This window comes from Pseudomonas sp. F1_0610, from assembly GCF_047470865.1.
In the GTDB taxonomy this organism is placed as follows: Bacteria; Pseudomonadota; Gammaproteobacteria; order Pseudomonadales; family Pseudomonadaceae; genus JAZDRH01.
The window spans coordinates 1-14,619 of the sequence record NZ_JAZDRH010000044.1 but is presented as its reverse complement, the minus strand read 5'-3'; the positions used below and the strand labels follow the sequence as shown (position 1 = coordinate 14,619).

At 41.0% G+C, this 14,619-nt stretch carries 15 protein-coding genes, 1 tRNA gene and 1 pseudogene; 13 read left to right on the top strand and 4 right to left on the bottom strand.

The window, feature by feature from the left end:
* Nucleotides 1-125 precede the first annotated feature (125 nt).
* Both VQ643_RS15525 and VQ643_RS15520 read left to right on the top strand, forming a co-directional pair.
* A complete protein-coding gene (locus VQ643_RS15525; protein WP_414201278.1) occupies nucleotides 126-500 on the top strand; it encodes a hypothetical protein in 375 nt (124 codons plus the stop codon).
* A 230-nt stretch (nucleotides 501-730) separates the two neighbouring features.
* Nucleotides 731-1,198: a hypothetical protein gene (locus VQ643_RS15520; protein ID WP_414201275.1), complete on the top strand. Its 468-nt coding sequence runs from the start codon at nucleotides 731-733 to the stop codon at nucleotides 1,196-1,198.
* Between the two features lie 49 nt (nucleotides 1,199-1,247).
* Here the strand turns inward: VQ643_RS15520 and VQ643_RS15515 are convergent.
* Nucleotides 1,248-1,478, bottom strand: a pseudogene (locus VQ643_RS15515) (Imm51 family immunity protein); the annotation flags it as partial.
* 193 nt (nucleotides 1,479-1,671) lie between these two features.
* On the opposite strand from VQ643_RS15515, the gene VQ643_RS15510 reads away from it, so the two are divergent.
* Both VQ643_RS15510 and VQ643_RS15505 read left to right on the top strand, forming a co-directional pair.
* Nucleotides 1,672-2,220 (top strand): dihydrofolate reductase family protein, encoded by a 549-nt coding sequence (locus VQ643_RS15510; protein ID WP_414201272.1) that lies wholly within the window; start codon nucleotides 1,672-1,674, stop codon nucleotides 2,218-2,220.
* A complete protein-coding gene (locus VQ643_RS15505; protein ID WP_414201269.1) occupies nucleotides 2,214-2,615 on the top strand; it encodes a DUF2007 domain-containing protein in 402 nt (133 codons plus the stop codon). Before VQ643_RS15510 ends, VQ643_RS15505 begins: the two co-directional genes overlap by 7 nt.
* Before the next feature lie 37 nt (nucleotides 2,616-2,652).
* On the opposite strand, the gene VQ643_RS15500 is transcribed toward VQ643_RS15505, so the two are convergent.
* Nucleotides 2,653-4,272, bottom strand: a complete 1,620-nt coding sequence (locus tag VQ643_RS15500; RefSeq protein ID WP_414201267.1) for a mucoidy inhibitor MuiA family protein — start codon at nucleotides 4,270-4,272, stop codon at nucleotides 2,653-2,655.
* Between the two features lie 71 nt (nucleotides 4,273-4,343).
* Between VQ643_RS15500 and VQ643_RS15495 the strand changes: the two genes are divergently transcribed.
* The 7 genes from VQ643_RS15495 to VQ643_RS15465 all read left to right on the top strand — a co-directional run bounded on the left by VQ643_RS15495 (nucleotide 4,344) and on the right by VQ643_RS15465 (nucleotide 11,857).
* Complete coding sequence (locus VQ643_RS15495) at nucleotides 4,344-6,800, top strand: heavy metal translocating P-type ATPase (RefSeq protein ID WP_414201264.1); 2,457 nt, start codon at nucleotides 4,344-4,346, stop codon at nucleotides 6,798-6,800.
* A gap of 14 nt (nucleotides 6,801-6,814) precedes the next feature.
* Complete coding sequence (gene cueR / locus VQ643_RS15490) at nucleotides 6,815-7,201, top strand: Cu(I)-responsive transcriptional regulator (RefSeq protein WP_414201261.1); 387 nt, start codon at nucleotides 6,815-6,817, stop codon at nucleotides 7,199-7,201.
* 21 nt (nucleotides 7,202-7,222) lie between these two features.
* Complete coding sequence (locus VQ643_RS15485; RefSeq protein WP_414201258.1) at nucleotides 7,223-8,380, top strand: L-lactate dehydrogenase; 1,158 nt, start codon at nucleotides 7,223-7,225, stop codon at nucleotides 8,378-8,380.
* Nucleotides 8,381-8,495: 115 nt separating this feature from the next.
* Nucleotides 8,496-8,846: a hypothetical protein gene (locus tag VQ643_RS15480; protein ID WP_414201255.1), complete on the top strand. Its 351-nt coding sequence runs from the start codon at nucleotides 8,496-8,498 to the stop codon at nucleotides 8,844-8,846.
* A gap of 38 nt (nucleotides 8,847-8,884) precedes the next feature.
* Nucleotides 8,885-9,325, top strand: a complete 441-nt coding sequence (locus VQ643_RS15475) for a DUF411 domain-containing protein (protein WP_414201252.1) — start codon at nucleotides 8,885-8,887, stop codon at nucleotides 9,323-9,325.
* A 16-nt stretch (nucleotides 9,326-9,341) separates the two neighbouring features.
* Nucleotides 9,342-10,856, top strand: a complete 1,515-nt coding sequence (locus VQ643_RS15470; RefSeq protein ID WP_414201250.1) for a multicopper oxidase family protein — start codon at nucleotides 9,342-9,344, stop codon at nucleotides 10,854-10,856.
* 44 nt (nucleotides 10,857-10,900) lie between these two features.
* Complete coding sequence (locus VQ643_RS15465; RefSeq protein WP_414201247.1) at nucleotides 10,901-11,857, top strand: quinone oxidoreductase family protein; 957 nt, start codon at nucleotides 10,901-10,903, stop codon at nucleotides 11,855-11,857.
* Here VQ643_RS15465 and VQ643_RS15460 read toward each other — a convergent pair.
* Nucleotides 11,854-12,468: a GNAT family N-acetyltransferase gene (locus tag VQ643_RS15460; RefSeq protein ID WP_414201244.1), complete on the bottom strand. Its 615-nt coding sequence runs from the start codon at nucleotides 12,466-12,468 to the stop codon at nucleotides 11,854-11,856. The genes VQ643_RS15465 and VQ643_RS15460 overlap by 4 nt on opposite strands.
* A gap of 327 nt (nucleotides 12,469-12,795) precedes the next feature.
* On the opposite strand from VQ643_RS15460, the gene VQ643_RS15455 reads away from it, so the two are divergent.
* Entirely contained in the window at nucleotides 12,796-13,254 is a 459-nt protein-coding gene (locus tag VQ643_RS15455) for a bacteriohemerythrin (RefSeq protein WP_414201241.1), read from the top strand.
* 53 nt (nucleotides 13,255-13,307) lie between these two features.
* Here the strand turns inward: VQ643_RS15455 and VQ643_RS15450 are convergent, their stop codons facing one another.
* Nucleotides 13,308-13,556 carry a DUF333 domain-containing protein gene (locus tag VQ643_RS15450; RefSeq protein ID WP_414201238.1) on the bottom strand — a complete coding sequence of 83 codons (249 nt, stop codon included), beginning with the start codon at nucleotides 13,554-13,556 and terminating at the stop codon, nucleotides 13,308-13,310.
* A gap of 157 nt (nucleotides 13,557-13,713) precedes the next feature.
* Here VQ643_RS15450 and VQ643_RS15445 point away from each other — a divergent pair.
* Nucleotides 13,714-13,790: transfer RNA gene (locus VQ643_RS15445), tRNA-Pro, on the top strand.
* The last annotated feature ends 829 nt before the right edge of the window (nucleotides 13,791-14,619 follow it).

The following is a 14,619-nucleotide window of genomic DNA, read 5'->3' as shown; positions in this document are numbered from 1 at the left end:
GTATAAGGTTTTTCCAGAACTGTTAAATTATTTTGCACAATAGACTATTTATAGATAATTATCTAATAAATCAGGCTTATATTTGCTAAACTGTATGCGATTTTTCTATAGATATGGGGTAGCACATGAAAAAAAGCTTAGGCATTCTGACTGGTTGTATTTTGCTTGCATTGACAGCGCAAACCTATGCAGGGGGGAGAGGTGCAGCAAACCCCTATAATGGAACTACTTTTGAGCGAGTTTATGATAGTTGCTATCGTATTCATATTTCAAATGACTTAGGCTATGACGCTAATAAGCGGGCACAGCAGCATAAAACAGCTAGTCGGGTGTGCGAGTGTGAAGTGCAGGCCGAAATTACAGGTGTTAAAAGCATGAAAAGGCTGGGCATTTCAAATGCCAAAGATTTAGAGCGGGCGTCTAAAAGAGATCCTAACATCCAACAAAAGTATTTTCAGGTGGCTATGAAAGTACTGGATGATAAAAGAGCGTGTAAATAGTGTTTGTAATTTTTTAGAAAGGGAGTTGTAGCTCCCTTTTCTGTTTTTGAAAGCTACTAAAAAGTTTTCAATTTTAGAGGTGAGTCAATAAAATCTATATTTGTAGGTAGCTAGTCTGAATTTAATAGATAAAAAAGAATGGAGCTAGTATAAAAAGTAAGCGCAAACTAATAGATGAGATTAAGGAGATATTCGCGCAAGCCAATTACAGGTATAGCCAAGGAGGGTATATGCTAAAACTTTATAAATTTTCAGGCACCCAAAAAGAGTATTGGGAAACTTGGCGCCATGGGCACTCTCATATTGTGCATTGGGGGCTTGTCGGTAGCGAAGGAAAAATAAAAAAAATTAAAAGTACGCGAACTCAAACAGTAGAAGAACGTATAGCGCTAGAAATACAAATGCAGCTAGCTAATGGATTTGAAGAGAAAGAAGGGCAATGTGTTTTACTTGTTGAGTATGCTATTGAAGGCTTTATTACACCTGAAAATCTTAAAAAACGTCATCACTTAGAAGAACGCATGAATGAAGCCTTAGGTTGGCGAGGATTGGGGCGTTGTGAGGGTGGTAATATTGGCAGTAATGTGCTTGAACTTTGCAATTTAGTGGTAGATTTTGAGTTAGCTAAAAGTGTTATTGAGCGTGACCTTGCAGGCACAGAGTTTGCAAACTATACGCGTATCTACAGCGGTGATTAAGTGTGTGCTTGAGCGGGAGTTGTGCCTAAACTAGGCACAGTTTGCCTATTTAATCAGGATCAGCAAGGCTGAGTAACTCGCGCATTAATGAGAGGTCTTCTGTAGCTGCTTTGAGTGCTTTAGCAAACTGCTTTAATGCTGTTTTATTGGTTGAGCGAGCGCAGAACATACCAGCCTCTGAATCAAATTCTATATCATCTGCTAATGCGGGTAATTTATCCTCAAGAAAAACTCTAGCCACGGACTCCCAATCATAACCACCTCCTTCAAAGCCCTTCTCAGAAAACTCGTTAAAAAGGTCTTCAAATAATTAATTCAAAAGCAGTGAGGCAAACAGAATAGCTGCCATTAAACTCAGACCCGAAAAGGTTTTATTGAACTCTCTATACCTTTCATATGTTTCCTTGCTATTTTTGTGTTTATCGTATGTAGTATATTATTGGCTATAAATTATAGGAAAGTTTTTAATAGTTATGACTAATATTGTATATATAGCTACTAGCATTGATGGTTTTATTGCTGATGAAAATGGAAACATTGACTGGCTTAACTGTGTAGAAAATCCTGGTCAATCTGATTATGGCTTTGCAGACTTTATGAGCAGTATTGATGCTGTTGTTATGGGGCGCACGACCTTTGAAACAGTGATGGGGTTTGGTGGTATTTGGCCGTATGATAAACCTGTTTTTGTGCTAAGTACTCAATTAACTTCTTTACCTCTGGGGTTGCCTGATAATGTACAGTTGCTTAAAGGAAGTCCAGGATTTATTAGTCAGTACTTAATGGAGTTAGGCTATCAAAGGCTGTATATTGATGGTGGCAATACAGTCCAAAATTTTCTAGCTGAAAACTTAATTGATGAGCTGATTATTACACGTATTCCTATTGTATTAGGTAAAGGAAAACCATTGTTTTTTAATAATGAGAATAAAATAATATTTAAACATATAAGTACCAGTGTTTACTTTGATACATTAGTCAAATCGCATTATAAACGTGAATCAGGGGGAAGCCTATGCTAGTGACTATTGCTCGTTATAGTTTTCCATTTGAAGCGCATATTGCTAAAGCTCAGCTAGAGTCTGAAGGTATTCCAGCTTTTGTGGCAGATGAACACACCATTAATATGAACTGGTTATATAGTGATGCATTAGGTGGTGTGCGTTTGCAGGTTCAGCATGGGGATGTAGAACAAGCAAAAGCCGTTTTAGCGCAAGATCAAAGTGAGTTGCTCGCTGAAGAGCAAGGCTATGACGCAGCTGTATGTCCCCATTGTCAAAGCACAAATACTCAAGCCTTTACACAAGGCAAAGCACCCAACTTTTTTCTGTGGATTTTTATTAAATTACCTTTGCCAATAAAACAAAGTATCCGTTGTTTAGATTGTGGCAAGGTTTCGCCTTGGCAAGGTTATTAGCTTTAACCTAGGCTAAAGCTAATAACATCGATATTAATTAAGGTAAGCCGTATACTGGAGCTTCTCTTGGGTAATCAAAAGAATAATCTATATCCAGTGTGAAGCTGCTATTTTCAGGTAGTGTGTTTTTCCATTCATAAATACCTGGTTGTTCTTGCCATGTTGTGCTGGTTGGCTGACGGCTAAATTTAGTCGTTACCTTAATTTCGTCATGCTGGCTAAGAGGGACGCTTTCTAGCAACACAATATCCATCGGCTGATTATGCTTGTTTTGGATAATATAACTTTGACTGGTGCTTCTCTGGCTTCGTTTATCAAATACCCCAGTGTCTTTATTACTTTTCGGATGTTTAATATTCTGCACTACAACTTGAGTATCTTGACCGTAAGCTAATGTACGGTAATCGGTTGCTTGGGTATTTAAAATGGCTTCGTTAACAAAGTTGCCATCACGATAAAGTTTAAGAGCACCTTGTGGCCATATGCCTGTAAGTTCGGGGATAGTCACATTAAGCGTGGCATCAGTAGTTAATGCAGGTACTACACGAACGCTCAACTCAACCGGGTATTCTGTTTTAGCTAAATTAACATCTGTATTTTTACCAGAGCTGGCGATACTGAGCTTATAATCAGCTTGGTAGCTTGTTGCGTAAGGGGTGTTAATTTGGTTATAGCTAAAGGAAGCTTGAGCCTTACTCGCCGATGCAATGGGTGCAGATAGTGAAGCTTGTTTCGTAGTCTCATAGGCGTACCTTTTGCTTTCAGCCTCTGCTTTTACTTCCTGAATACCTAAGTACCAAGAACTAGGTGTGATATTACGGCTGTTAGCGCGAGGGTTATCGGTGGACAGGATAAGCTTTACATTGCTCCAATCTTCGCCTGATTGTTGGCGTACAAAGGCTTTGCGTTCTAATAAAAGCTGTTTCTTTTGTGTGTTTAGCGCTGCACGATAATAAGGCTGCCAGCTAGCTTGAGGCACATAGTAGCTCAATTCAATCTTGCCATCTTGAGCAGCACTCGTTTCAATAATGAGCTGCGTAGATGCGCGTTCTTTTTGATATTCTTTGTTCAGTTCAGCAATTTTATGATTTAACTCTTCTTTTTGCTGCTCAGCTTTTAGGCTGATTTGTAAAGCTTCTTTAGCTTGGTTGCGTAAGTTTTGCGATTGATTGAGCTCTGCACCTTTTAATTCAGTGTTGTTAGATAGGTTTTTTAAAAACTCTAACTGTAGCTGAGCGGCTTGGACTTCAATGTTGATTTCGGCAATTTGTGCTTTTAACTTTTTAATCTCAAGTTGTAGAGGGTGTTTAGTTTCTTCTTTGTTATGTGATTCAGTGGTAATACTGCCGATTTGGATATTGTTATTGGCGCTTAGGCTTATGCGTGAAATATCAATAGTGTGGGGAAGGTCATCTAGCGTAACTTGAGTTTGACCTTGTTTAACCAAAAGTGTGCGTTCAACAACAGCACCATTAGGGTAAATTGTGACTTGATTAATGGGTGCATCTTTGATGCTTATTGCAAAACTTGGCGCTGCAGCTGCCAGCAGGCTTAGTCCAATCAGTGTTTTAACCTTTGTGTCCATCATAGTTACCTGTTTAAAAGTTGTATCTAAGAGTGTTTTTTGAGGAATAAGTTCTTGCGCGTTATTAAACAAGGCTTGACCTTAACCTTGTGTCAAGCTTTAAGCTTTAAGACATGGATTAGTTTCTCTCAATCGAGGTTGGTATGAGTGATCAAAAAATGCAAGTCAGTGTACAAGGAATGAGCTGTGCATCATGTGTTGGACGGGTAGAGAAAGCTCTTAAATCTTTATCACAACTAAGCGATGTGAGTGTTAATTTAGTTACGCATAAAGCTAGCTTTAGTTATCAAGCCCCTGTTGTAGCTAGTGAGCTAATGACTGCCGTTGAAAAAGCTGGCTTTACGCTTATTGAGCAAAAATTAGAACTAAGTATAGAAGGTATGACCTGCTCATCCTGTGTTGGGCGTGTCGAAAAATCGCTTAAAGATGTAGTAGGTGTGCTTGAAGCTAATGTGAACTTGGCAACTCAACGCGCCAGTGTGCGTGTATTAGAGGGCGTAACTGTTGATCAGCTAGTGCAGGCAGTAGGCGCACGAGGCTATACAGCCCATTTAATTGCAGAGGGGGAGCAAACCACAGATGAGCTTGCAACCCGGCAACAGGCTGAGCAGCTACAGTTGAAAAAACGCCTAATTTTTGCTGCTGTGCTGGCAATACCACTATTTATTCTTGAAATGTTTTCACACATGATACCTGCAATGCATAACTTTGTTGAGTCAAACATTGGTATGCAAAATAGCTGGTATTTCCAGTTTGTTCTGGCAACCCTCATTATGTTTGGGCCGGGCATGGGGTTTCTAAAAACAGGCTTTAAAAACTTAGTTAATTTTGCGCCTGATATGAACTCACTGGTTGCTGTGGGTACTACAGCGGCTTATAGCTACTCGGTAGTGGCTACTTTTATTCCACATCTTCTACCTGAAGGTACGGTTAATGTCTATTACGAATCAGCAGGCGTTATTGTTGCATTAATCTTGCTAGGGCGCTTTATGGAGGCCAAGGCCAAAGGTAATACCTCAGAAGCAATTAAGCGTTTGGTGGGGTTGCAAGCAAAAACTGCCGTAGTGGTGGAAAAGGGCGAGAATATTGAAAAGCCCATTGATGCCATTGTAGTCGGTGATATTTTATTAGCTAAACCTGGCGAGCGTATAGCGCTTGATGGTGTTGTACTCAACGGGCAAAGCTATGTAGATGAATCTATGATTAGTGGTGAGCCTGTGCCTGTTGAAAAAACCACAGGCAGCCAAGTAATAGGCGGTACCATTAATCAATCGGGTGCTTTGACTTATAAAGTAGAGCAAGTGGGTGCCAATACCTTATTAGCAAATATTATTCGCATGGTTGAGCAAGCACAGGGGGCTAAACTGCCTATTCAAGCCTTGGTTGACCGTATTACGTTGTGGTTTGTGCCTGTAGTGATGTTGCTAGCACTACTGACCTTTGTGGTGTGGCTAATTTTTGGACCAGAACCAGCGCTCAGCTTTGCTTTAGTTAACCTAGTTGCTGTACTGATCATTGCTTGTCCTTGTGCGATGGGCTTGGCTACGCCAACCTCTATTATGGTAGGTACAGGACGTGCAGCACAGATGGGCGTACTTTTTAGAAAAGGTGAGGCTTTACAGTCACTTAAAGACGCCAAAGTGGTGGCTTTAGATAAAACAGGGACTCTAACTCAAGGGCGCCCAGAGCTGACAGATTTTATCTGTCAAGCAGATGTTGAATCTAATCAGGCATTAGCGTTGGTCGCTGCTGTTGAAAATCAATCAGAGCATCCGATTGCACAGGCCATAGTGCAAGCTGCAAAAGAAAAACAACTCGAACTTCCGGTTGTGGAACAGTTTAATTCAATCACAGGCTTTGGTGTTGAGGCAGTGGTCGCAGGGCAGCGCGTTGAAATTGGAGCTGATCGCTACATGCAAAAACTGGGGTTGAATGTTGCCGATTTTGCTGAGCAAGCACAACGTCTAGCCGAAGAAGGTAAAACGCCATTATATGCTGCTATTGCTGGCAAACTAGCTGTCATCATTGCTGTTGCTGATCCTATTAAAGACAGCACACCAGCGGCCATTGCGGCCTTGCATGAGTTAGGCTTAAAAGTTGCCATGATCACAGGTGATAATCGCCATACTGCTCAAGCAATAGCCAAACAGCTCAATATTGATGAAGTCGTCGCCGAAGTGTTACCAGATGGAAAAGTGGCTGCTATTACACGACTACAGCAAGCGTTCGGTAGTCTTGCTTATGTTGGCGATGGGATAAATGATGCACCCGCTTTAGCCAGTGCCGATGTTGGTTTAGCTATTGGAACAGGAACCGATATTGCCATTGAAGCGGCTGATGTAGTGCTGATGAGTGGCGATTTAACCGGCGTGCCTAATGCTATTGGCTTATCACAAGCCACATTGGCCAATATTAAGCAAAATCTATTTTGGGCGTTTGCTTACAATAGCGCTTTAATTCCTATTGCGGCTGGAGTTCTTTATCCCATTAATGGCATGCTGTTATCTCCAATATTTGCCGCAGGAGCAATGGCATTATCGAGCGTTTTTGTGTTAACTAACGCTTTACGTTTGCGTCGTTATAAAGCTGTTTACGTTTAAAAAAAGGTGGCATTATGAATATTGGAGAAGCGGCTAAAGCTGTTGGTATTACAGCTAAAATGATTCGCTACTACGAGCAAATCGAACTCTTACCTGCAGCACAGCGTACAGACGCAGGTTATCGTATTTATAGTGCCACTGATTTAGAAAGCTTAGCCTTTATTAAACGCGCTCGTGATCTTGGTTTTTCGCTTGAGCGTATTAAGTTGTTATTACAGCTTTGGCATCAAGATGACCGGCAAAGCGCTGATGTAAAAGCATTAGCGCAACAGTATTTAGCTGAGTTAGATAAAAATATTGAGCAACTACAACAAATGCGCAATCAATTGGCGCAATGGATTGATAGTTGCCATGGTGATGCAAGGGCTGAATGCTCGATTCTAAATGGCTTAACCAACTAACAAGAAGAAAACGAGGCGTTTATGGCTAAAGACTTAAGCAAGGTGACCTGTATAGCGGATATGCGAGCAATATATCGCCGGCGTGTGCCAAAAGTGTTTGTTGATTATTGCGATTCTGGCTCATGGACAGAAAATACCTATCAACAGAACGAGAGGGATTTTAACCATTACTCTTTTCGTCAGAAGGTATTGGTGGATATGAGTGCTCGCAGTTTGCATAGCCAAATGCTTGGCGAGGCGGTGGCTATGCCGGTTGCGATAGCTCCAACGGGTTTATTAGGTATGCAGCATGCTGATGGCGAAATACTAGCTGCCCAAGCAGCAGAAGCCTTTGGTGTACCCTATATTATGTCGACAGTCAGCATTTGCTCGGTTGAGGATGTTGCCAAAGCAACAAAGCGTCCTTTTTGGTTTCAGCTGTATATGATGAAAGATCGCGTTTTTATGCAAGATTTAATTGCGCGAGTGAAAGCCGCAGGTTGTTCAACCTTAGTGTTAACTGTTGATTTACAAATGATAGGTCAGCGGCATAGAGATATTAAAAATGGTTTAGGTGCAAATCGACCTAATCTAATCAATCTGTTGAATATGGCAACCAAATTACCTTGGTGCTGGCGAATGCTACAAACCAAGCGGCGCAGCTTTGGTAATATTGAAGGACATGTCGATAACTTGGCGGGGATGTCCTCTTTTGGTACTTGGATAAATCAACAGTTTGATCCTAGCTTAAGCTGGGATGATGTAGCTTGGATCCAACAGCAATGGGGTGGCAAGCTTGTCATTAAAGGCATTATGGAAATTGAAGATGCTCAGCGTGCAGTAATGGCTGGTGCTGACGCCTTAGTGGTTTCTAATCATGGCGGTAGACAGCTAGATGGTGCGCCATCAACTATTAGTGTGTTACCTGAGATCGTTGACGCTGTTGGCCAACAGATTGAAATTTATCTCGATAGCGGTATTCGTACAGGACAAGATATTCTAAAAAGTATTGCTTTAGGTGCTAAAGGCGTACTTATTGGGCGTGCGCCTATTTACGGCTTGGGTGCTTATGGCAAAGAGGGAGTAACCCGCGTGCTAGAAATACTACAGAAAGAAATGGATTTGAGCATGGCGTTTTGCGGAAAAACACAATTAACGACAGTGGATAGCAGTATTTTGCGTAAACCCACATTTATTTAATGTGAATTAGAAAAGGCTTAATTTAGTGATAATCTAAGCTGTGTTAAATTAGCTTGATTAAAGTATGGGTATTATTTATTAAATACCTTTTTATCAAGTAATTGGACACAAGCGTATGTGGCGTTACAGGCTTAATATCAAATCTATTCATTGCTATTTATTAGCTATGGTTTTGTTATTGTCTGGCATATCCTTAGTGAATGCTTACGAAACGCAAAATATGTCGATGCCCGCCGATTGCGTGATGAGTGCGCATGGCGCTTGCGACATGGACAGGTCACTCACAGCAGATTGCTCAATACAATGCATAATATCAGCACACAGCTGTGCTTCTGTTTACATGCAAACCCTATCTACAGCGCTTATTCTTCCTCAGTTAGTTCACTCAACGGTCACTGTACTTTATAGCGAGCGTGTGATTGAGCGTAATCGAATACCTGATACACCTCCACCCAAGCTCGCCTAATTAATTTAAAACTATTTTTTATTAATTAGGAGAACATCATGCGTAGTTCAACATTATTGTCTATCACTGTATTAATTACGGCTGTTTTAGCCCAGCCTGTGTTTGCCCAAGAGAAAAGTGTCACGCTGTATAAAGACATTAACTGTGGCTGCTGTGAGGCTTATGCCGAATACTTAGAAGAAAAAGGCTATAGCGTTAATCGTGTGAATAGCGACAACATGTATCAAGTGAAAAAGAAATTTGCAACAGACCAAGTAGCTAGTTGCCATACGGTTGATTTTGGTAAGTATGTTGTAGAAGGGCATGTACCAGTAGAAGCAATTGATATGATGCTGGCTAATCAACCTGATATTCGAGGTATAGCTTTACCTGGTATGCCATATAACTCGCCGGGCATGGGGCCAGAGAAAAAAGGCAGTTTAAATGTTCTGCAAATAGATAAAGAGGGTAATCCAACAGGATTATTTACCAATCTATAACTATAAGGAGCAGGACATGAAACGGAGAAACTTTGTTCAGGGTACATTAGGTGTTGGTGCATTTGCGTTGGTCGCTCAAAAGGTTTGGGCAATGCCTATGCATGGCGCTAAGCATGATATGGCAGCAATGGATCATAGCCAACATGGGATGGCCATGGGGAAAAGTACAGCGTTAATGCCATTAGATAAAATGCCTTCTGGCTTGCCGCTAGCTGCGTTACCTGTACTTAGAAATGAAAGTCGTCAGCCTGGGGTATTTAAAGCCACTATTACAGCTGATGAAACCACATTGACTTTGGCTGATCGTAAACCCACAAAAATGTGGCTGTATAACGGACAAGTACCTGGGCCGCAAATAGTTGTAAATGAAGGCGACACACTAGAGATTCGATTTAAGAATAATCTACCACAGCCTACTACATTGCACTGGCATGGCTTGCCCGTTCCTGCTGATCAGGATGGCCATCCAATGGAACCTGTAGAGCCAGGTTCAGAACGTATATATCGCTTTACCTTGGCCAAAGATTGCGCTGGTACTTATTGGTATCATCCGCATCCGCATGAGTTGGTGAGTGAGCAAGTAGCTAAAGGTTTAGCAGGTAGCCTAGTGGTACGTAGTAAAACGGATCCTCTAGCGCACCTCAGTGAACAGCATTGGTTAATTTCAGACCTAAGGCTAGATGCTGATGCTTCTATTCCCCAAAACACAATGCTTGATTGGATGAACGGGCGTGAAGGGCAGTTTGTGCTTATTAATGGGCAGCTAAACCCTAACATTAGTTTGCAAGGTAATGAGCGTATTCGTATTTGGAATGCTTGCGCTGCACGTTATTTGCGTTTGCATATCCCCAATTGTCAGTTAGTGGTTGTAGGTACTGATGGCGGTTTATTAGAACAACCGTTGGCCGCCCAAGATGATATTTTGCTGGCGCCGGCTGAACGGGTTGAAGTTGTTGTATTGACAAAGAAAGCGGGCACCTATTCGTTACTTAACCGTTATTATGATCGCAGCAAAATGATGGTGAAAGATCAACCTATAGATAGCCAGCTAGCCTCTGTTAGCATTGCTAATAAGCGCGCTGAATTACCAACGAAGCTGCGCAGTATTAAAGCGCTAATTGCTCCAGTAGCTTATAAAAATATTGAGTTTTCAGAAGTGATGGATCATTCCAATGGAATGGGTATGCATCATCTAAAACAGATGTTTAGGGTTAATGGCAAGGTTTTTGATATGGATCGTATTGACGAAACTAGCCAAGAAGGTGTTGTTGAACAATGGCGAGTGTTTAATAACTCGCATATGGATCATCCATTTCATATTCATGGTACGCAGTTTCAAGTGGTATCGCGTATCTTAAATAAGCGTGAAGTGGCTGAGCCTTATGTAGCATGGAAAGATACTATCAACCTCAAGCCCTATGAAACCATTATTTTTAATGTTATTCATCATGGTAAAGGTATGCGGATGTATCATTGCCATATCCTAGAGCATGAAACACTAGGTATGATGGCAAACTTAGAAGTTGTTTAACCTTTAAGAGCTGGCGTAACTGCCAGCTTTTTTATGGAGGATGTATGAAAGCAGCAGTACTCAAGCAATTGGGCGATATTCCAGTCTATGGTGAAATAGACAAACCTATCGCTCAAGCCAATCAAGTGCTGGTAAAAATGCAAGCAGCCACTATAAAACAGCTTGATAAACTAAAAGTCAGCGGTAAGCATTACACCACTTTTAAGCAATTTCCAACGACTGTAGGCGTTGATGGCGTAGGCATACTAGACAATGGGCAGCGCATTTATGCTCTAGGGTTAACCGGTATGCTGGCTGAATATGCCTTGGTTGCGGCTGATAACTATGTGACGGTGCCTGATAATCTATCTAGTGAAATCGCCGCACTTTTGCCTAATGCGCTGCTAGGGTCAGATGCTGCACTAATTTACCGTGCGCAAATGCAACAAGGGCAGGTTGTGTTAATTAATGGTGCAACGGGCGTATCTGGCCGTATGGCAGTGCAAGCAGCTAAGTTACGCGGCGCTAGCTATATTATTGCCACAGGGCGCAACCCTGAGTCCCTAGCCTATTTAAAGCAGTTAGGGGCTGATCAATGTGTTTCTTTGTTAGATACTGAAGAAGAAATTTGCCAGCAATTAGAAACTTTACAAAATACCCACCCAATAGACCATATTCTCGACTATCTGTGGGGGCGGCCAACGGCGTTACTGTTGCAGGTGTTGGGTAACAATTGCCCTAAAGCGGTTAACTTAGTCACTATTGGGCAAATGGCTGGCGCAACTATAGACTTAGCCTCAAGTAGCTTACGAAGTAAACCCATTAGCTTATTAGGATCAGGCTTTGGCAGTATTAGCGCTGAGCAGTTAGAAAATTATCATAAACAGCACTTGCCAAAAATGTTTCAACTAGCTGCTGAGGGCGCTTTAGTGGTGGAATATGACTCGCATCCGCTCGCGCATATTGAGCGCGCTTGGCAAGCCAAAGTAGCCGCAGGCTCACGTATTGTTATTACCATTTAAACGCTGTATTGCTCTTCATAGGGAGCGCTATACTGATTCAGTTTAAACAATAAATTAGGTTTAATAGCAGCCCATTCTGTATTTATGATGGAATATACAGCGGTGTCACGATAACTGCCATCGCGTAAAATCATATGGTTGCGTAATATGCCATCTAGTTTCGCGCCTAAGCGTTCTATTGCTGAGCGAGAGGCGAAGTTATGTGTATGCGTGCGAAACTCTGCAGCAATAGCCGCATGATTTTCAAATAGGTTATGCAAGAGTAAGAATTTAGCCTCTGTATTAACAGGCGTTCGACGAACGGATGAGTGGTACCATGTATAGCCAATCATTGCCCGTCTATTGTGCTCATCTACAGCATAATAACGAGTAGTGCCTACAATGCGCTGGCTTTCATTACAAAACACTACATAGGCAATATTACCTTTCTGGGCTTCATCAAGTGCTTTGGCAATGTAAGATGACATCTGCTCCTTTTTCGGTAAAGTTGCAAACCATAGTTGTTCGGCCTCATCATCATTGGCTATCTCTTGGAGTGCTGAAAGATGCTCAAACGCCAATGGAATTAGCGTTACGAAAAGTCCTTCTAGTTTTTTTTCCTCAATCCACATAGAGCGACCCTTTACAAACATATAAATTATGAAAGCTAGGTTAATTGTTAGTGGTAAGCTGAAAAAAACCAATACGACTTAGGGGCAGCTTTGCAGAAATTATGACTAAAGATCTATTTTTTCTTATACAAAATGCAACAAGTGCAGAAATACAATGATCCTAGAGAGAGTTGAATAAGGTTAGAACAGGGCATATATTACGGTTGCATTCAAACTTTATATATTATTTATAATTAAATTATTTTGATTAGCATAATTTGACTATGGTCATGTGATGCTCTTCACATATAGTCTATTATTTAAATATTAGTTTAAATGGTATTTAATATGAGTGTTCTAGATTTACGGTGGTCTCCTGAATACGAGCTTGGAATAGATATTATTGACCAACAGCACAAGCAATTATTTGCATACTTTGACGAAATTGATCATGCCTTGAAAACAAAAAATCCATACGAGGTAACTATGGTGGTCAATGGAATGGTAAATTATGCTATTTCACATAATACTTTTGAAGAAAGCTTAATGGAGCAAGCCGGTTATCCCTTACTTCAAGCGCATCGGAGAATTCATAATACCTTCAAAGAAAGAGCGCAAAAGTATGTTGATAAACTTGAAACAGGGGAAGATCCCTTCAAGGTAGCAGAACAGGTAAAAATCTATATTGGCCTATGGCTTATGAGTCATGTTAAAAATGATGATAGAGACTACGCGCCTTATGTGCGGAAAATAACAGGTAAAGGTAGTAGCGGATTTGGCTCACTCATTAAACGTTTTTTTAAATAGGTAAAAGGGAAAGCAAGACGTTGTTATCAGCCCTGTCTTTCCCTTTTGTTATATTAGGAAGGATGGTTTTTATGATACAGCTCCCACTCTTCAATTAATGTCCCGTCGGCCAAGCGACACCAGCCAATGGTATTACCTTCAGCATCTTGTTTTAAAATGGACTCTCCACCAGATTTAATGCAGTAAAGGCTGGCCGGGTTTGCCATATCTACCACTGTTTCAGGTTCCTTATCTGCTGAACTTTGGCAAGCTGTCAGCATAATAAAACTGATAGGTAGTGTTAAAGCTAATAGTTTTTTCATTTTAAACTTCCATTGTTGATTATATTGTGATGTTAAAATGATTTTATTCTGCTTTTAGTAGAGAGTAAAATTATTTGTCAAGATACAGATCAATAAATTTTGTTAAGCCGAAAGAAGCTTCACAAAAATAAACGAGTAAGGTATATTTACTGGTTATCGGGGCGTAGCGCAGCTTGGTAGCGCACTTGCATGGGGTGCAAGGGGTCGAGTGTTCAAATCACTCCGTCCCGACCAGATAAAATCTGTATTTGAGGCCACTTTATTGAAGTGGCCTTTTTTGTTTTTGTGAAAAAGGGTTTTTAACAGCGAATAGCTGGTTACTTGTTTTCCTTACTTAGTTGTTTGTGTTCTTTAGATTAGCAAGCGGCTGGCTTAAATTCTGACTACAACACCTGACCAATTTGGTAAGGTACAACATATGCCGTAATCAACTTAACCTTGACCAGTAGATTAGGATCAGCATAGACCTATTACAAGAACTGAGTCTGCGCGAAATTGCTAAGTAGCACAGTCTTCTCCTTCTAGCATCAGTCGCGAGGTACGCTGCAATAGCGTTTGTGATGAGAGCTACCCTAGATTCGGCGCAGAAATAAATGAAAGTACGGCGACTGCGCTGTCGGCCTAAACTTAAGCGAGTACATGATGTTGAGCTTTTTGACGTGGCCATTACCATGTTGCGAGATCGCTATTCTCCTCAACAACTAGCCGTTCATTTGTCCATTATGTTTGAGCCATAATGGACCAGCATCAATTCATGATATAGGTTGCAGTCAGGTCTTGAATCCGCCGCTACTTGTTTGTTTAAGGTATACGCCTAAAGATTCGATTACCAAGTCCGTAGGATTAAGCTTTATAAGGCCTAAATAGCACCAAATTTAATTTAAAATGCCATCATTTATAACTCATCGTGGTATTTCTCTTGCTCAATTAGATGAATGACCTGATGATGCTTTACCCATATGGCTAACGGGCGAGCTTCCATAGTTTGTAAGCAGTATTATTATGTTGCTTATTAAATAATAAAATTTGACGGTTTTTAGCGAGTAAATTTAAAGATTTCTTT